Origin of the sequence: Streptomyces rugosispiralis (genome assembly GCF_024505145.1) — a bacterium.
In the GTDB taxonomy this organism is placed as follows: domain Bacteria; phylum Actinomycetota; class Actinomycetes; order Streptomycetales; family Streptomycetaceae; genus Streptomyces; species Streptomyces rugosispiralis.
The window spans coordinates 1-16,916 of sequence record NZ_JANIAA010000079.1 but is presented as its reverse complement, the minus strand read 5'-3'; the positions used below and the strand labels follow the sequence as shown (position 1 = coordinate 16,916).

Sequence of the window (16,916 nt, the reverse complement as noted above, 5' to 3'; positions counted from 1 at the left end):
GCCTGGGCCCCCGCCCGGCGTACCCCCGTGTCGCCGGGCGGGGAGTGGCTCCCTCGCCGTCCGCGGCGCCGCCCTCGCCGTGCGCCGCGAACGCCTCCCCGCCCGGCCGCCCTGTACCGAGCCTCGCCGGCCGCGGCTTAGGGGTCCTTGCACTATGCCCGCCCGGGTCGCGCGGCCTGGCACCGCACCTCGCCGCGTTGCCGAAACGCCCATGTGGCTCCGCCACGAGGGCGCTCCGGCGCCTTGCGATGTACGGCACCAGACCACGCGGCCTTATCGGGCGCTCATAGTGCAAGGAGCCCTTAGAACGGGGTCAGCGTGAGCGTGATCCCCTTCGGCGCGGTGTCCTGGATGTAGGACGCGAACTCGGCCACGTCGTCGAAGGCGAAGCCGTACGCCTTGCCGTCCTCGGTCGCCGCGTGCATGGCCTTGGCGTAGTGGTTGGTGACGTCCTCGCCGTAGAAGGCGGCCGGGTCGGTGGTCGGCTGGGCGTCGGCGTTGTGCAGCGTGGTGCGGTTGAAGCCCGCGCCGAGGATCGCCGCGACCGGGCCCGTGGTCCCGTCGTTGGGCGCGGCCAGGGCGCCGTCGCAGAACAGCACGTCCTTGGTGGACGGCTTGTCGAAGGAGACCGAGGCCGGACCGGTGAAGGAGAACTTCCCGCCGCTCACCCGGCCGGTGAAGGTGCCAGCGTTGGTGGTGACCTTGAGGTCCTTCGATCCGTAGGCGTCCCAGACCTGGTCGATGTACGACGCGAAGTAGTCCTCCGCGAACACCCCCGCGCCCATGCCGTGACCGGGAGCGATCACCCGCAGATTGTCGCCGACGATCAGCTTCTTGTAGGCGTCGACACCGGCGAGGTCGGAGAAGATCTTGGCGCGGGCGCCGTCCTTGAGGGTGCCGGTCGTCTGGTCCTGGGCGCCGGTGAGGTGGATCGACAGCGGGACGCTGAACATGTCCACCATGGTGGTGTTGCAGAACATGCCCGAGTCGTTGTACGTGAACTCCGCGCAGTCGTGCATGATGTCGTAGTTCGGGTCTCCGGACACCCAGCCCGCCGGGTACTGCAGCGCGGCCTTGCCCGCCCCGTCCTCGACCACCTTGAGCTTGAGCTTGGAGCCGAGGGCCACATAGATCCGGCCGGACATCTGCGGCAGGTTCAGCTTGGTGTCGCCGCTTCCGGCCAGCGGGATCGCGTAGTCGGTGAAGCCGTCCGAGCCGTTGTCGGAGAGCGCGACGGGGGCGACGTTGCCGTCCGGGGTGACGTGGACCTGCCGGTCGCCCTCGTTGCCGACGATGTAGAGCCAGACCGACCCGTTGTCGTACTGCCCCGTCTTGTTCACGACGGTCAGGGGCAGGGATGCGGCGGCCTTCGCGCCCGGTGCTCCGCTGGCGCGGCCGCCGGCGAACGCGAGGCCGGTTCCCGCGGCGGCGGCGGAGGCGGCGATTCCGCCCAGCAGCTTCCTGCGACTGATCATGATGATGGTGCTCCTCGGCGTAGTGGGGGTTGCCGGGAAAATGGCGTGTGTGGGGGGTGACGGGAGGCGCGAAACTGAGAGCGCTCTCTCGTTCCTCTGCCCAGCACCCTGCCGATCAACGACCGGGCCCGTCAACCCCTTCACGCAGAAAGGTCTGCACCAACTCATCGTAGACGCTGAGGACATGGGCGACGGTGTCGTCCTCCGTCGGCCAGCCCACCGTCCGCGCCCGCCCCGCCGCGGCGAGCTCCACCCGGCGCACCGGATCGGCGAGCAGCCCGGTCACGGCGTCGGCCAGGGCCTCGGGGTCGCCGTACGGGACGAGTTCGGCCGCCTCCCCCACCAGCTCCGGCACCCCGCCGACCGCCGTCGCCACCAGAGGCACCCCCGCGTGCAGCGCCTCCTGGGCCAGCAGCGACCGGGCCTCCCAGCGGCTGGAGAGCACCGCGACATCGGCCGCGGAGAGCAGCCGCGGCACATCCTCGCGGCGGCCGAGCAGCCGCACCGGCAGCCCCTCGGTGTCGATCCGGCGCTGGAGCACCGCACGGTCCGGCCCCTCCCCCGCCACCACCAGCAGCGGCCGCGGATCCAGCACCCGCCAGCGCCGCGCCGCGTCCAGCAGCGGGCCGTGTCCGGCCATCGCCTCCAGCCGCCCGGCCGTGACCAGCAACGGGCGCTCCACCACGCCCAGTTCGGCCCGCGCCTTCTGGCGTCGGCCGTCGGCGGTCTCGTCCGGCCGACGCGGGGCGGGCACCGCGACCGGGGCCAGCCGGGCGTCGCGCGCACCGCGGGCGCGGGCCCGGGCGACCAGATCCGAGGAGGCCCCGAGCACGATCGCGGCGGCCCGCGCCACCCGACGCTCCATCAGCCGGACCAGTCGGGCCCGCGCGCCCTCGGCGTCCACGCGGGTGTGCCAGGTGACGATCAGGGGTACGTTCCGGCCACGCAGCGCCACGGCCGCCAGCAGCCCCGAGCGCAGCCCGTGGGCGTGCACCAGGGCCGCGCCCTGGGTGGCCCTGCGCAGCGACGCCATGGTTCCGGCGTCCGTCAGGGCGTCGAGTCCGGTGAACCGGGCTCCGGCCTGGGTGAAGCCGTAGCCCCGCTCGGCGCTCCAGGGCCCGCACACGGTCACCCGCAACCCGCGCGCCACCAGCCCGGCCGACAGCGACCGCACATGCACGCCGCTGCCCGAACTCCCGGCGCCCAGCACCTGGACCGCGTGCAGCGACGACTGCCCGTGCGGCGGGACCGGGGTGTTGCTCACGGTACTGCTCACGCGGGCGGAGCTCCTGAGACGGTGTCGGGGCGTTCGGGGGGACGGTACGGACGCGCTCCGCCCAAGAATGCCAGCACTCGCCGAACCCTCGTCGCAACGCTCCCAGGTGACGCCTGCCCCGAACTCGCCCCCGTGTCCGCGGTACCACCCGTTCGGGTGAAGGATCGAGGGAGCGTCGCGTGAAGGTCCGGGGGCAGCCTCCCCCGCAATCGGGGGAAGCCTCCCGTAAGGGACCGGGGAAGGGACCGGGGAAGGGACCGGGGAAGGCGTCGCGTGACGGGTCAGCGTCCCGCGCGGGCCGCCTCCAGGAGCTCTTCCGCATGCGCCCGCGCGAGTTCGGAGTCCTCCTGGCCCGCGAGCATCCGCGACAGCTCCCGTACGCGGTCCTCGCCCTCCATGATCTTCACACCGCTCCGGGTCACCGACCCGTCGTTGGTCTTCTCGACCACCAGATGCCGGTCGGCGAAGGCCGCGACCTGCGGCAGATGGGTGACCACCACGACCTGCGCGGAGCGGGCGAGCTTGGCCAGCCGGCGGCCCACCTCGACCGCCGCCTTACCGCCGACGCCCGCGTCCACCTCGTCGAAGAGATATGTCGGTACGGGGTCGGAGCCCGCGAAGACGACCTCGACCGCGAGCATCACCCGGGACAGCTCACCCCCGGAGGCGCCCTTGGCGATCGGCCGGGGCGGGGCACCCGGATGGGGCGCGAGCAGCAGCTCGACCTCGTCGGCGCCGTGCGGCCCGAAGGCCACCGGTCGGCCGCCCACCTCGATGCCGTCCCCCTCCGTCTCGGTCTGGCGGATCGCGAACGTGACCCGGGCGTGCGGCATCGCCAGGGAGGCCAGCTCGGCGGTGACCGCCTCCGCGAACCGCCCCGCCGCCTCCGTACGGGCGTCGGTGAGCGACTGGGCCAGCTCGCCCAGCTCGGCGCGGAGCGCGTCGTGCTCGGCGGTCAGCTCGCCGATGCGGTCGTCGTCGCCGTCGAGTTCGGCCAGCCGCGCGGCGCCCTGCTCGGCCCACACCAGCACGTCCGCGATGGTCTCGCCGTACTTGCGGGTCAGCTGGGTCAGCGCGGCGCGGCGCTCCTCGACGGCCGACAGACGGATCGGGTCGGCGTCCAGGTTGTCGGCGTACCCCGCGAGATCCCCGGCCACGTCGGACAGCAGGATGCCGACCTCGCCGATCCGGTCGGCGAGCCCGGCGAGGGCCTGGTCGTGGGAGCGTACGGCCTCCACGGCGCGATGGGCGCCCGCGACCAGGGTGGCCGCGTCCACGCCCTCCGGGTCCTCCGGGTTCCCGGCGAGGGCGGCGTGCGCGACGGCGGCGGCGGACGCCAGGGCCTCGGCATGGCCCAGCCGTTCGGCCTCGGCCGCCAGTTCCTCGTCCTCCCCGGGGCGGGGCTCGGCGTCCGCGACCTCCTCGAGGCCGAAGCGCAGCAGATCCGCCTCCTGCGCCCGCTCGCGGGCCCGTGTGGTGAGCTCCTCCAGCTCGGTCGCGACGGCGCGCAGCCGGCGATAGGCCCCCGCGTACTTCTCCAGGGGCCCGGCCACCGCGGCGCCCGCGTACCGGTCCAGCGCCTGCCGCTGCCGGGCTGGCCGCAGCAGGCCCTGCTGATCGGTCTGGCCGTGCACGGCCACGAGATCGTCGGCCAGCTCGCCGAGCAGGCCCACGGGGACCGAGCGGCCGCCCACATGGGCGCGCGACCGCCCTTCCGCGGAGAGCGTACGGCTGATCAGCAGCACCCCGTCTTCGAGCTCGGCCCCCGCTTCCTCCGCTCTTACGGCCGCCGCCGAGCGGGCGTCGACCGTAAGGCGCCCTTCGACGACCGCCGCCTTGGCCCCGATCCGCACCAGGGCGGCGTCGGCGCGACCGCCCAGCAGCAGCCCGAGGCTGGTGACGACCATGGTCTTGCCCGCGCCGGTCTCACCGGTCACCGCGGTGAAGCCGGGCGACAGCTCGACGACCGCGTCGTCGATGACGCCCAGCGCACGTATCCGCATCTCCTCCAGCACGTGCAAGACCATACGAGGTTTGGTCGGTGGGATGCGACGAAGGGGCGCCACTTATGGGGTCCACCCGCACATCTGCCCGGGGGCGGGGTGGGGTGCGGACGCCTCCGGCGGAGGAGCCCCCACCCCGCCCCTTCCCGAAACGAAGGGGCTCCGCCCCCTCACACCCCCACCGGGGCTCCGCCCCCGGACCCCGCTCCTCAAGCGCCGGAGGGGCTGGAAGTGCGGGGCTCCGTCCCCGCCCTCGCTCCTCAAACGCCGGAGGGGCTGGAAGTGCGGGACTCCGCCCCCAACCCCGCCCCACAAACGCCGGAGGAGCAGGAGGTACGGGACTCCGCCCCCGGACCCAGCCCCACAAACGCCGGAGGAGCTGGAAGTGCGGGACTCCGCCCCCGGACCCAGCCCCACAAACGCCGGAGGAGCTGGAAGTGCGGGACTCCGCCCCCGGACCCAGCCCCACAAACGCCAGACGGGCCGGAAGTGCGGGACTCCGCCCCCAACCCCACCCCACAAACGCCGGAAGTGCCGGGGGCGCGGGGCTCCGCCCCCGACCCCGCTCCTCAAGCGCCGGAAAGACTCGGAGTGCGGGCCACCCCCGACCCCGCTCCACAAACGCCGAAAAGGCCGGGGCTACGGGCCCCCGCCTCCGCCCTCAAGCGGTGCTACGGGGTGTCCGGCGGAGCATGCGGCGGGGCTGGGTGGCAGGGGCCTCGCCCTGGGACCCGGGGGCCCTGGGACCCGGGGGCCCTGGGACCCGGGGGCCCTGGGACCCGGGGGCCCTGGAGCCCGGGGGCCGGGGGCCCTGGGGCGGAGCCTCGTCTTGCAGCCCCTCCGTCGTTTGAGGAGCGGGGGCCGGGGCGGAGCCCCGGTTTCGGGAAGGGGCGGGGAGGGGAGCAGCCCGCCGCAGGCGCCACAAGCCACAAGCCACAAGCCACAAGCCACAAGCCACCGGACACCGCCTAGTGCGGCGCACCCCGCCAACCCGCCACCGGCAAGGCGAACTTGGCGACCAAGCGGTCCGTGAACGACGCATGGTGAAGCCGGGCCAGCCGAACCGGAACCGCGCCCCGGCGCACCTCGACCCGCGCGCCCGCCGGCAGCTCCACCGTGCGGCGGCCGTCGCACCACAACACGCCGTGCGGGGTCTGCGGCTGCACCTCGACCGCGAGCACCGACTTCGGCGAGGTCACCAGCGGCTTGGCGAACAGCGCGTGGGCACTGATCGGCACCATCAGCAGCGCCTCCACCTCGGGCCACACCACCGGCCCGCCCGCCGAGAAGGCGTACGCCGTCGAGCCGGTCGGGGTCGCGCAGACCACGCCGTCGCCGCCGAACCGCGAGACCGGGCGGTTGTCGACCTCCGTGACCACCTCGAGCAGCCGCTCCCGCGCGGCCTTCTCGACCGACGCCTCGTTCAGCGCCCAGTCCGTGTGCACGATGTGCCCGTCGTTGCGGACCAGCACATCGATCGTCATCCGCTCCTCGACCTCGTACTGCCGGGTCACCACCCGGTCCACGACCTTGTCGAGGTCGTCCCGCTCGGCCTCGGCCAGGAAGCCCACCCGGCCGAGATTCACGCCGAGCATCGGCACGCCCGAGACCCGGGCGAACTCCGCGCCGCGCAGCAGGGTCCCGTCCCCGCCGAGGACGACCAGCAGCTCACAGCCGTTCAGCACGTCACGGTCCGCGTCGACGCGCTCGACAGCGGGGGGCAGCGGCAGGTCCGCCGCCTCGGCGGCGAGCACCCGTACCCCGATTCCGCTGCGCAGCAGCCCCTGGACGACCAGTTCGGCGCTGCGGATGGCCGCCGGGCGGCCGGTGTGCGCGAGGAGGAAGACAGTACGGTCCGCCGTCGCCTCGGCCGCCGGCGTCATCGGCTCGACCGCCGGTGCCGCCACCGCGTCCCCGGCTCCGGGCTCGGGCACTGCTTCCTTCTGCTGCGCTGCTTCTGAAGTGGTCAACTGGGCCCCTCCGCCACTGCACGGTCAACATCCGCCGGGTCCAGTGCCGGCGCCCCGGCGCGCATCCACAAAAAGTACTCGACGTTACCCGACGGCCCCGGGAGCGGGCTGGCCGTTACGCCCAGCACACCCAGTCCCAGTTCCGCCGCCCGCCCGGCCACCGTGCGCACCGCCTCGGCGCGCAGTTCGGCGCTGCGGACCACTCCCCCGCTGCCCAGCCGCTCCTTGCCGACCTCGAACTGTGGTTTGACCATCAGCACCAGATCGGCGTCGGGCGCCGCGCACCGCACGAGGGCGGGCAGGACGAGCCCGAGCGGAATGAAGGAGAGATCACCGACCACCAGGTCCACCGGTTTCCCCCCAATCCGCTCAAGTGTCAGCTCGCGTACGTTTGTACGGTCGTAAACGCTGACGCGTTCATCGCTCTGCAGCGACCAGGCGAGCTGCCCGTAGCCGACGTCGACGGCGAGCACCCGCGCGGCGCCCGCGCGCAGCAGGACGTCGGTGAAGCCTCCGGTGGACGCGCCCGCGTCCAGCGCCCGCCGCCCGGCGACCTTCAGCCCCGCTCCGATCCCCGTGGCCGGGCGGACCCCGGGGCCCTGGCCGGCGCCGACGCCCGCGCCCGCGCCCTTCCGGTACTCCTCGCTGAAGGCGTACAGCGCGCCCGCCAGCTTGTGGCCGCCCCGCGAGACATAGTCCGGATCGCTGTCGTCCTCGATCACGACGACGGCCGCGCTGGTCTCCACCTGGGTGGCCGGTTTGGTCGCCACCGCCCCGCCGACGGTGACCCGGCCCGCGGCGATCAGCTGGCTGGCATGCTCACGCGAACGCGCCAGCTTGCGGCGCACCAACTCCGCGTCGAGTCGTGCGCGTCGTGGACGGGTCACTGCCACGGGTGGTTCAGCTCCTGAATGAGGTCGTTTACGTAGCGGACGGGGGCCGCGGACCGGGCGGCGTTGGTCCGGGCCGCCGGTCGAGTGCAGTCAGCGTGTCGCGCAGGCCCTGGTGGACATCTTCGTACACCTCCAGATGTCCGCTCGTCCCGAGGTGGTCGGCGTCGGCCAGCCGGGCCAGCCGGGCGTCCACCTCGGCGACGCCGGTGGGCGTACGGTCCACGCCGAGCGGGGCCGGATCGGCGGGGCCGGGCGGCTCCGGCACGGCCTCGGGCCCCGGCTCCGGCACGGCCTCCGGCACCGACTCCGGCGCGACGTCCGCGGCCCCCTCGCGCCCTTCGGGCACCGGCTCCGGCGCGGCCTGCCGGGCCTCCCCGGCCGCCGGACCGGGCTGTGGGCCAGGCTGTGGGCCGGGCTGTGGGCCGGGCCACCCGGCCGGCATCGGCTCGCTCATGGCCCCGACGCTACCGCGAATCCCTCGTTCTCCGACGTACGAGACCTGGGGTAACGTCGTCCGCGATGGCGACCTTGGAAGAGTGCCGCAGCGCACTCGACAAACTGGCGGAGAACCTCGCGACCGCGAACGGGGACCTTCGCAGCGCTGCCGCGCTCGATCGCTCGGTGAGCTGCTGGATCACCGACCTGGACACCACGTTCGTCGGCCGTCTCGTGGACAGCCGGATCGAGGATGTGACGACCGAGTCGGGCCCCCCGGCCGAGCGTGCGCAGATCCGGCTGGCGATGACCGGCGACGACCTGGTGGCCCTGGTCAACGGCGAGCTGCACTTCGCGCGGGCGTGGGGCAGCGGACGGATCAAGCTCGAGGCCGGGCTGCGCGACCTGCTGCGGCTGCGGAAGCTGATCTAGGCAGGCGCCCCGCCCCGGGGGCCAGATCGAGCGCCCCACCCCCGGACCCCGCTCCGGCCCGACGCCCCACCCCGGACCCCGCTCCGGCCGAGCCCCCCACCCCGGGCCACCCTTCAGGACTCGCTCACCGCGGCGGTCGCCAGCGGCGCCGCCACCCGTGCCGTACGGGACCGGCGGGCGGCCGGGATGACCAGCGGCGTGCCCGTCTCCGGGTCGTCGATCACCTGGCAGCGCAGCCCGAAGACCCGCTCCACCAGCTCCGCCGTGACCACGTCCCCCGGCGCCCCCTCCGCGACGACCTCCCCGCCCCGCATCGCGATCAGATGGGTGGCGTAGCGGGCGGCGTGGTTCAGGTCGTGGAGCACCGCGACGAGGGTGCGGCCCTGCTCCTCGTGGAGCTGGGCGCACAGGTCCAGCACATCGATCTGGTGCTGGATGTCCAGATAGGTCGTGGGCTCGTCGAGGAGCAGCAGCGGCGTCTGCTGGGCGATGGCCATCGCGATCCACACCCGCTGGCGCTGGCCGCCGGACAATTCGTCGACATAGCGATCCGCCAGCTCCGCCACCCCGGTCGCCGCCATCGATTCGTCGACGATCCGCTCGTCCGTCTCCGACCACTGCCGCAGCAGCCCCTGGTGCGGATAGCGGCCGCGGGCGACCAGGTCGGCGACGGTGATCCCGTCCGGGGCGATCGAGGACTGGGGCAGCAGCCCGAGGGTGCGGGCGACCTTCTTGGCGGGCAGCGAGCCGATCGACTGCCCGTCCAGCAGGACCGATCCGGCCGTCGGCTTGAGCATCCGGGACAGGGCGCGCAGCAGGGTCGACTTCCCGCAGGCGTTCGGCCCGACGATGACCGTGAAGGAGTGGTCGGGGATGGTCACGGACAGTTCCTCGGCGACCGTGCGCCGGTCGTAGGCGAGGGTCAGCCCCTCCGCCATGAGCCGCTGCCGCTGGTCCTGGGTGCCACTCGTGCTGGAAGCCACGGTCTGCCGGGTGTCCTTGTCCATGTCGTCTTCCGTCCGGGTCGTGTCCACAGTCGTCCGGGTCGTGTCCACAGTCGTCATATCCGCCCCGCCCTGCGCTCGGTCACCAGCAGCCACAGCAGATAGGCGCCGCCCAGCATCCCGGTGAGCACCCCCACCGGCAGCTGATCGGCCCCGAAGGCGCGCTGGGCGGCCCAGTCGGCGGTGACCAGCAGCGCGGCGCCCATCCAGGCCGCGGGGAGCAGGTTCGGACCCGGCGAGCGGGTGAGCCTGCGGGCCAGCTGCGGGGCGACGAGCGCCACGAAGGCGACGGGCCCGGCGGCGGCCGTGGCGGACGCCACCAGCAACACGGCCGCGCCCATCAGCACCATCCGCGTCCGCTCCACCCGCACCCCGAGGGCATAGGCGCTGTCGTCGCCCATCTCCAGCATCCGCAGGTTCCGCGACTGCCCGAGGGCCACGGGCATGAGCACCGCGCAGACGGCCAGCAGCGGCCAGACCTGGTCCCAGTCACGGCCGTTCAGCGAGCCGGTCAGCCACATCACCGCACGGGCCGCGTCCTCCTGGTGGGCCTGGGTGAGCAGATAGCCGTTGACGGAGGTGAACGTCGCGGAGGTGCCGATGCCCACGAGGACCAGCCGATAGCCGTGGACGCCCTGCCGCCAGGCCAGCGCGTAGACGGCCAGTCCGGTCAGCACCCCGCCCAGGACGGCCCCGGTGGCGACCACGTTCGGATCGCCCTTGACCAGTACGATGGCCGTGAGCGCTCCGGCCGCCGCCCCCTGGCCGAGGCCGATCACGTCCGGACTGCCCAGCGGATTGCGGGAGATGGACTGGAAGATCGCCCCGCCCATGCCCAGGGCCGCGCCGACCAGCAGCCCCACCAGCACCCGTGGCAGCCGCAGTTCGTTGACGATGAAGTCCTGCGCCACGGTGCCGTCGCCGAGCAGCGTCCGCATCACGTCGGCGGGTGCGATGGGGAAGTCGCCGGTGCCGATCAGCACGACGCTCATCACCAGCGCCACGGCGATCAGCAGCAGCCCCACGACCGCGCCGCGGACGTCCAGGCGCAGCGAGAGACCGGCGGTGCGCAGCGTGACCCCGCGCGTCCCGGACTTGGCGGTGCGCTTGCTCGCGTTCACAGTTGGGCCATCCTTCGGCGACGTACGAGGTAGATGAAGAGGGGCCCGCCGACGAAGGTGGTGACGACGCCGACCTGGAGCTCCGCGGGCCGGGTGACCAACCGCCCGACCACATCGGCGCCCAGCAGCAGAACGGGCGAGAGCACCGCGGCGTACGGCAGGATCCAGCGCATATCGGGGCCGGTGAGCGCGCGGACCAGATGCGGCACGATCAGCCCGACGAACGCGATCGGCCCGCAGGCGGCGGTCGCCGCCCCGCACAGCAGGGTGACCGCGAGCATCGAGAGCGCCCGGGTGCGGTTGAGGTTGCTGCCGAGCGCGCGGGCGGTGTCGTCGCCGAGCGCCACGGCGTTCAGCGAACGGCCCAGCAGAACCGCCAGTACGACGCCGACCAGGAGGAACGGGGCCACCTGCCGGACCACCGTCATATTGGCGGAAGCGAGCGAACCCACCGTCCAGAAGCGCATCTTGTCCAGCGCCGCGGTGTCCAGCAGCTCCACGGCGTTGACGTATCCGTAGAGCGCCGCGTACACCGCCATCCCGGCGAGCGCGAGCCGCACCGGGGTGGCGCTCCGGCTGCCGCCGAGCGCGTACACCAGCACGGACACGACGGCGGTGCCGAGGAACGCGAACCACACATAGCCGGTCAGGGAGGTGACGCCGAGGAAGCTGATGGCCGAGACGACGGCGGCGGACGCGCCCGCGTTCAGCCCCAGCAGCCCGGGGTCGGCGAGCGGATTGCGGGTGAGGGCCTGGATGACCGCGCCCGCGAGGCCGAGACCGACGCCGACGAGCAGCCCGAGGATGGTGCGCGGCAGCCGTACGTCCCGGATCACCACATCCGTATCGCTGCCGGTGTACTGGAACAGCCCGTGCCACACCTGGTCCAGCGGAATCGGTTTGGCGCCGATCGCGATGGACGCCGCGGCGATCGCCAGCAGCACGCCCAGGGAGACGACCAATCCGGTCGCACGGCGCGCGGTGCGCCGCCGGGGCGGCGCGCTCGCTGTCTCGGTCCCGGCTTTCGCCGGACTGACCAGGGTCACGCGGAACTCCACCTCACAGCACGGCCGATCAGGACTCAGGTTGAGTTAGGTTACCCTAAGTCCCACCGGCCGCATCCATGCGGGTTCCCCGGAGCGCGAGTTCGGCCGCACGGCCCCCGTCGGCTCTGAACGTCGGCTCTGAACGTCGGCTCTGAACGTTGGCTCTGAACGTTGGCTCTGAGACGCCGGCTCTGAACGTTGGCCCAGAACCTTGGCCCAGAACGTCGGCCGCGTCGGTTCGAGAGCCCAGCCCCGTCGGCTCACAACCCCAGCCGCGCCAGAGCCTTCCCCGCGTCCGCGCCGCTCACACCGTCCCCCGCCTCGGCCCACGCCGCCGCGCACAGCGCCCGCAGCCCGTCCAGCGGCTCCTCGCCCCCGCCGTCCAGCACCAGCGCGCCGTCCTCGACCCGCGCGGCCCAGCCCCCGCACCGGAAGCCGCCCGACGCCCCGTCCCGCGCCACCTCCGGCTGCGGGGTGAGCAGCCCCCGCAAGTCGCGGTCCACATACGTCGGCCGGTGCCCGGGCTCGGCGGCCAGCAGCTGTGCGGGGGTGGTCACCCCGGTCAGCACCAGCAGCGAGTCCACCCCGCCCGCGTACGCGCCCTCGATATCGGTGTCCAGCCGGTCCCCGACCACCAGCGGCCGCCGGGCGCCGGTCCGCAGGATGGTCTCCCGGTGCATCGGCGGCAGCGGCTTCCCCGCGGCCTGCGGGGACGTGCCCGCCACGATGCGCACGACCTCCACCGCCGCGCCGTTGCCCGGCGCGATGCCCCGTCCGCTGGGAATCGTCAGATCCAGGTTGGAGGCGAACCAGGGCACCCCGCGCGCCACCGCGTACCCCGCCTCCATCAGCCGCGCCCAGGGCATGTCCGGCCCGCCGTACCCCTGCGCCACCGCCGCCGGGTCGTCGTCGGCCGAGTCCACCGGCGTCAGCCCGCGCTCGCGCAGCGCCACCCGCAGCCCCTCCCCGCCGATCACCAGCACCCGCGCCCCCTTCGGGAGCTGCTCGGAGATCAGCCGGGCGACCGCCTGCGCGGAGGTGATCACATCGTCGGGGGTGGCGGGCATCCCGAGCCGGGTCAGATGCTCGGCCACCGCCTCCGGCGTCCGCAGCGCGTTGTTGGTCACATACGCCAGCCGCATCCCGCCGTCCCGCGCGGTGACCAGCGACTCCACGGCATGGTCGATGGCCTCGCCGCCCGCGTACACCACCCCGTCGAGGTCCAGCAGGGCCGTGTCGTACGCCTCGTTCAGCGACTGCCGGCTCGACTCGGGCCGGGTACGGACGGGCTGGTTCATGAGGGCCACTCCTCGCAGATCTGTGCGCTTCTCCCCCGATCATCGCGTATCGCCGCGCGGGGCATAACATTCACTGATGAGCATTCCAGGGCCTGGCGGACAAGGTCTGCAGCTCACCCCCTTCAGGGGGCTGCGCTATGTCGCGGAGCGGGTCGGCAGTCTCGCCGCCGTCACCTCACCGCCCTACGACGTGGTGGTCAGGCCCGAGGGCCTGCGCGAACTCGAGACGGCGGACCCGTACAACATCGTCCGGCTGATCCTGCCGCAGGCCGGGACCCCGGAGGCCCGCCACCGCCAGGCAGCCGAGACGCTGCGCCGCTGGCAGGCGGACGGAGTGCTCGCCCCGGACCCCGAACCCGCGCTCTACGTCTACGAGCAGCGCGACGGCCCGACCCTCCAGCGCGGGCTGATCGGCGCCCTGCGGCTGAGCCCCCGCGAGGAGGGCATCGTCCTCCCCCACGAGGAGGTCATGCCGCATGTCGTCGAGGACCGAGCCGATCTGATGCGCGCCACCGCCGCCCATCTGGAGCCGCTGCTGCTCGCCTACCGCGGCAACGGGAACGGGAACGGGAACGGGACTTCGGGAAACGAGCCCTCGGGGAACGGGGCCTCGGGGACCGGAGCCGCCGGGCCGGGCACCGGCGGGGCGGCGCAGGTCATCGAACGCACCATCCTGCGCGAGCCGTTGCTCTCCACGACCACCGAGGACGGCGTCGACCACCATCTGTGGCGGGTGACGAACCCCGCCGACCTCGTGGCGGTCTCCACCGACCTCCGCCATCACCAGGCCCTCATCGCCGACGGCCACCACCGCTGGGCCACCTATCTGCGGCTGCGCGAGGAGCGACGGGAGCCCGGCCCCTGGGACTTCGGGCTCGTCCTGCTCGTCGACACCGCCCGCTATCCGCTCCGGGTCCGGGCCATCCACCGGGTGCTCCGCCGGCTGTCCCCGGAGGAGGCGCTTCCGGCGGTACGGCGCGCCTTCCGGGTGCGGACGATCGACGGTCCGCTGCCGCGCGCTCTGGAAACCCTCGCCGAGGCCGCCGAGGCGGCGAGCGCCGAGCCCGGCGCTCCGAACGCCTTCCTGCTGGCCGGGGACGGCCACTTCCACCTCCTGGACCGGCCGGATCCGGAGCTGCTGGCCCGTACGGTCCCGGACGAACGCCCGGAGGCATGGCGGACGCTGGACGCGACGGTGCTCCACCACACCCTGCTTGACCATTTGTGGAACGTCCCGGACACCCCCGAGCACATCGGCTACCTCCACGACCCGGCGGCGGCCGTCGAGCAGGCGGAGCGGCTGGGCGGTACGGCGGTGCTGATGCATCCGGTGCGCGAGGACGTCGTGCACGAGCTGGCGCGGCAGGGCATCGCGATGCCGCACAAGTCGACGTCCTTCGGGCCGAAGCCGGCGACGGGGCTGGTGCTGCGGAGCCTGACGCTGGGCTGAGTCGCTCGGGCGCGGACATGCGAGCGGACATGCGAAGGGGCGGGATCCCGGTCCGGGATCCCGCCCCCTCATGTCATGCGTGTCATGGCATCAGCGGTCGTCGCCGTCCGCGTCGGGCTTGACTGCCTGGCCCTCGGACGTGGCCTCGGCCACCGGCTCGACGTCCTCGGCGTCGTCGGCCTCGGGCTCGACCATGTCCTCGTCGGAGGGAAGATCGTCAGTCTCCGGCTCCTCGACGTCCGACTCCTCGGCGTCCGACTCCTCGACCTTGGACTCCTCGACCTTGGACTCCTCGACCTTGGACTCCTCGGCCTTGGTCTCCGCGACGGGCTGGGAGACGTCGTCGTCCGCCGCCTGCTCGGGGTCGAGGGCGTCCACGAACTCGACCCCGTCCAGCTCGGCGAGCCGGTCCGACGCGTCCGTGCTCCCGCTCTGGTCCGCCTCGAGCGCCTTGGCGAACCACTCGCGGGCCTCGTCCTCGCGGCCGACCGCCAGCAGCGCGTCGGCGTACGCGTAGCGCAGCCGGGCGGTCCAGGGCTGGATGGAGTTCGAGGCCAGCTCCGGGCTCTGCAGCGTGACCACGGCGGCGTCGGCCTGACCCATGTCGCGCCGGGCACCGGCGGCCACCATCCGCATCTCGACCTGACCGGCCCGGTCCAGCTTCTGCACCTCCGGCTCACCGGCCATGGCCAGCGCCCGCTCGGGACGGCCCATGCCGCGCTCGCAGTCGGCCATCACCGGCCACAGCTCGGAGTTGCCGGTCATCCGGCGCGCGGCGCGGAACTCGGCGAGCGCCTCGGCGTACTTCCCGACGGCGTACGAGGCGAAGCCCGCGGCCTCGCGCACCGCGGCCACCCGGGAGGCGAGCCGCAGGGCGACGCGCGAGTACCCGTACGCCCGCTCGGGCTCGTCGTCCAGCAGCTTGGCCACCATGACGAGGTTCTTCGCGACGTCCTCGGCGAGGGTCTTCGGCAGGCTCATCAGCTCCTGCCGCACGCCCTTGTCGATCTCCTCGCCGGTGACGTCCTCGGGGATCGGCAGCCGCTTGATCGGCTCGCGGTCGCGGTCCCTGCCGCGCTCGTCGCGGCGCCCGTAGCCACCCGTGCGGTCGTCACGGCGACCGAACCCGCCGCCGCCGCCGGAACGCCGGTCGTCGCGGCCCCGACCACCCTGACCATACGGACGACGCGGCCCACGGTCGTCCCGACCACCCCGGAAGCCACCGTCGCGGTCATCGCGACGCGGCCCGCGCGGCCGCTCATCCCGGCGATCGTCACGGCGGTCATCCCGGCGCTCATCGCGGCGGAACCCGCCGCGGTCGTCATCACGACGGTACGAGGGGCGCTCGTCCCGACGGTCGTCCCGGCGGAACCCGCCGCGGTCGTCATCACGACGGTACGAAGGCCGCTCATCACGCCGGTCATCGCGACGGAACCCGCCGCGGTCGTCATCACGACGCGGCCCGCGCGGCCGCTCATCGCGGCGGTCGTCACGCCGGAAACCACCACGGTCGTCATCACGACGGTACGAGGGCCGCTCATCACGACGCTCGTAGCCGCCGCCCCGGCCACCACGGTCACGATCGCGGTCATCGCGGCGGAACCCGCCACGGTCGTCACGACGCTCGTCCCGGCGGTCATCGCGCCGGTCATCACGGCGGAAGCCACCACGGTCGTCATCACGGCGGAAGCCCGGCCGATCGTCCCGGTCCCGGCGGAAACCGCCCTGGCGGAAGCCACCGTCGCGGTCATCACGGCGAGGCCCACGCGGCCGCTCGTCACGACGATCGTCACGACGGTCATCCCGACGATCGTCCCGGCGCTCGTATCGCCCGGCGGGACGGCCGCCCCGGTCGTCACGGCGCCCGTAGCCGCCGGGGCGGCCTCCGCGCTCATCGTCCCGACGCGGGCCACGCGACCGGTCGTCCCGGCGATCATCCCGGCGCTCGTCCCGCCGGTCATCGCGACGGAATCCGCCACGGTCGTCATCACGGCGGAACCCACCACGGTCATCATCACGACGCGGCCCGCGCGGCCGCTCATCGCGGCGGTCGTCACGCCGGAAACCACCACGACCGCCATCGCGGCGCGGCCCGGAGTCGCGGGACTCCCGCCGGTCGCCGGCATCCCGGCCCCGCGGCTCGCGGCCCGACCGGTCGTCGGGAGAGTTGGTGGACATCGGCGTGACTCCTGTCTTCATGTACTTCAGCCATTCTCCCGCACCGGTCACACCGATGCGGGCCCAGCAAAAACAAAAAGGACCCTTGGTCCCAGCATGCACGCTGGGACCAAGGGTCCTCCAAAGATTGTTCGGCGGCGTCCTACTCTCCCACAGGGTCCCCCCTGCAGTACCATCGGCGCTGAAAGGCTTAGCTTCCGGGTTCGGAATGTAACCGGGCGTTTCCCTAACGCAATGACCACCGAAACCCTATCGGGTTCTAGCGAACAAGCACACTCTTCAATTAAGTAAAGTGGAACTGATTCACCGGTGCGACTGTTCGCAACCCGGGAACC

At 73.3% G+C, this 16,916-nt stretch carries 14 protein-coding genes and 1 rRNA gene; 2 read left to right on the top strand and 13 right to left on the bottom strand.

The window, feature by feature from the left end; translation table 11 throughout:
- Positions 1 to 302: 302 nt before the first annotated feature.
- The 6 genes from NP777_RS45850 to NP777_RS45825 form a co-directional block, all read right to left on the bottom strand.
- Complete coding sequence (locus NP777_RS45850) at positions 303 to 1,475, bottom strand: glycoside hydrolase family 64 protein (protein ID WP_256656142.1); 1,173 nt, start codon at positions 1,473 to 1,475, stop codon at positions 303 to 305.
- A gap of 115 nt (positions 1,476 to 1,590) precedes the next feature.
- Positions 1,591 to 2,751: a glycosyltransferase family 4 protein gene (locus NP777_RS45845; protein ID WP_391858710.1), complete on the bottom strand. Its 1,161-nt coding sequence runs from the start codon at positions 2,749 to 2,751 to the stop codon at positions 1,591 to 1,593.
- Positions 2,752 to 3,032: 281 nt separating this feature from the next.
- Positions 3,033 to 4,778, bottom strand: a complete 1,746-nt coding sequence (recN, locus tag NP777_RS45840) for a DNA repair protein RecN (RefSeq protein ID WP_256656141.1) — start codon at positions 4,776 to 4,778, stop codon at positions 3,033 to 3,035.
- Between the two features lie 944 nt (positions 4,779 to 5,722).
- The gene (locus NP777_RS45835; protein ID WP_198274166.1) at positions 5,723 to 6,637 is read right to left on the bottom strand and encodes an NAD kinase; all 915 of its coding nucleotides are present in this window, start codon (positions 6,635 to 6,637) and stop codon (positions 5,723 to 5,725) included.
- Between the two features lie 83 nt (positions 6,638 to 6,720).
- A complete protein-coding gene (locus tag NP777_RS45830) occupies positions 6,721 to 7,611 on the bottom strand; it encodes a TlyA family RNA methyltransferase (RefSeq protein ID WP_256656144.1) in 891 nt (296 codons plus the stop codon).
- A 34-nt stretch (positions 7,612 to 7,645) separates the two neighbouring features.
- Complete coding sequence (locus tag NP777_RS45825) at positions 7,646 to 7,918, bottom strand: hypothetical protein (RefSeq protein ID WP_256656143.1); 273 nt, start codon at positions 7,916 to 7,918, stop codon at positions 7,646 to 7,648.
- A 218-nt stretch (positions 7,919 to 8,136) separates the two neighbouring features.
- Between NP777_RS45825 and NP777_RS45820 the strand changes: the two genes are divergently transcribed.
- The gene (locus NP777_RS45820) at positions 8,137 to 8,484 is read left to right on the top strand and encodes a sterol-binding protein (RefSeq protein ID WP_256656140.1); all 348 of its coding nucleotides are present in this window, start codon (positions 8,137 to 8,139) and stop codon (positions 8,482 to 8,484) included.
- A 113-nt stretch (positions 8,485 to 8,597) separates the two neighbouring features.
- Here the strand turns inward: NP777_RS45820 and NP777_RS45815 are convergent, their stop codons facing one another.
- The 4 genes from NP777_RS45815 to NP777_RS45800 form a co-directional block, all read right to left on the bottom strand.
- Entirely contained in the window at positions 8,598 to 9,491 is an 894-nt protein-coding gene (locus NP777_RS45815; RefSeq protein WP_256656139.1) for an ABC transporter ATP-binding protein, read from the bottom strand.
- A gap of 53 nt (positions 9,492 to 9,544) precedes the next feature.
- On the bottom strand, positions 9,545 to 10,609 hold the full coding sequence (locus NP777_RS45810) for a FecCD family ABC transporter permease (RefSeq protein ID WP_256656138.1): 1,065 nt from the start codon (positions 10,607 to 10,609) through the stop codon (positions 9,545 to 9,547).
- Positions 10,606 to 11,655, bottom strand: coding sequence for a FecCD family ABC transporter permease (locus tag NP777_RS45805; RefSeq protein WP_256656137.1), 1,050 nt, complete (start codon positions 11,653 to 11,655; stop codon positions 10,606 to 10,608). Before NP777_RS45805 ends, NP777_RS45810 begins: the two co-directional genes overlap by 4 nt.
- A 260-nt stretch (positions 11,656 to 11,915) precedes the next feature.
- Positions 11,916 to 12,953: an HAD hydrolase-like protein gene (locus NP777_RS45800; protein ID WP_256656136.1), complete on the bottom strand. Its 1,038-nt coding sequence runs from the start codon at positions 12,951 to 12,953 to the stop codon at positions 11,916 to 11,918.
- A gap of 76 nt (positions 12,954 to 13,029) precedes the next feature.
- On the opposite strand from NP777_RS45800, the gene NP777_RS45795 reads away from it, so the two are divergent.
- A complete protein-coding gene (locus NP777_RS45795; RefSeq protein ID WP_256656135.1) occupies positions 13,030 to 14,403 on the top strand; it encodes a DUF1015 family protein in 1,374 nt (457 codons plus the stop codon).
- Between the two features lie 90 nt (positions 14,404 to 14,493).
- Here the strand turns inward: NP777_RS45795 and NP777_RS45790 are convergent, their stop codons facing one another.
- From NP777_RS45790 to rrf, 3 genes are all read right to left on the bottom strand, one after another.
- Complete coding sequence (locus tag NP777_RS45790; protein ID WP_391858711.1) at positions 14,494 to 15,453, bottom strand: hypothetical protein; 960 nt, start codon at positions 15,451 to 15,453, stop codon at positions 14,494 to 14,496.
- The gene (locus NP777_RS45785) at positions 15,384 to 16,460 is read right to left on the bottom strand and encodes a hypothetical protein (RefSeq protein ID WP_256656133.1); all 1,077 of its coding nucleotides are present in this window, start codon (positions 16,458 to 16,460) and stop codon (positions 15,384 to 15,386) included. Before NP777_RS45785 ends, NP777_RS45790 begins: the two co-directional genes overlap by 70 nt.
- Positions 16,461 to 16,710: 250 nt before the next feature.
- Positions 16,711 to 16,827 (bottom strand): 5S ribosomal RNA (gene rrf, locus NP777_RS45780).
- Positions 16,828 to 16,916: the final 89 nt, after the last annotated feature.

Excerpts from the sequence above, each read along its gene's own strand:
- NP777_RS45850 (WP_256656142.1), bottom strand. The coding sequence starts at position 1,475 with ATGATCAGTCGCAGGAAGCTGCTGGGCGGAATCGCCGCCTCCGCCGCC.
- recN (WP_256656141.1), bottom strand. The coding sequence starts at position 4,778 with ATGGTCTTGCACGTGCTGGAGGAGATGCGGATACGTGCGCTGGGCGTC.
- NP777_RS45835 (WP_198274166.1), bottom strand. The coding sequence starts at position 6,637 with ATGACGCCGGCGGCCGAGGCGACGGCGGACCGTACTGTCTTCCTCCTC.
- NP777_RS45820 (WP_256656140.1), top strand. The coding sequence starts at position 8,137 with ATGGCGACCTTGGAAGAGTGCCGCAGCGCACTCGACAAACTGGCGGAG.
- NP777_RS45815 (WP_256656139.1), bottom strand. The coding sequence starts at position 9,491 with ATGGACAAGGACACCCGGCAGACCGTGGCTTCCAGCACGAGTGGCACC.
- NP777_RS45800 (WP_256656136.1), bottom strand. The coding sequence starts at position 12,953 with ATGAACCAGCCCGTCCGTACCCGGCCCGAGTCGAGCCGGCAGTCGCTG.
- NP777_RS45795 (WP_256656135.1), top strand. The coding sequence starts at position 13,030 with ATGAGCATTCCAGGGCCTGGCGGACAAGGTCTGCAGCTCACCCCCTTC.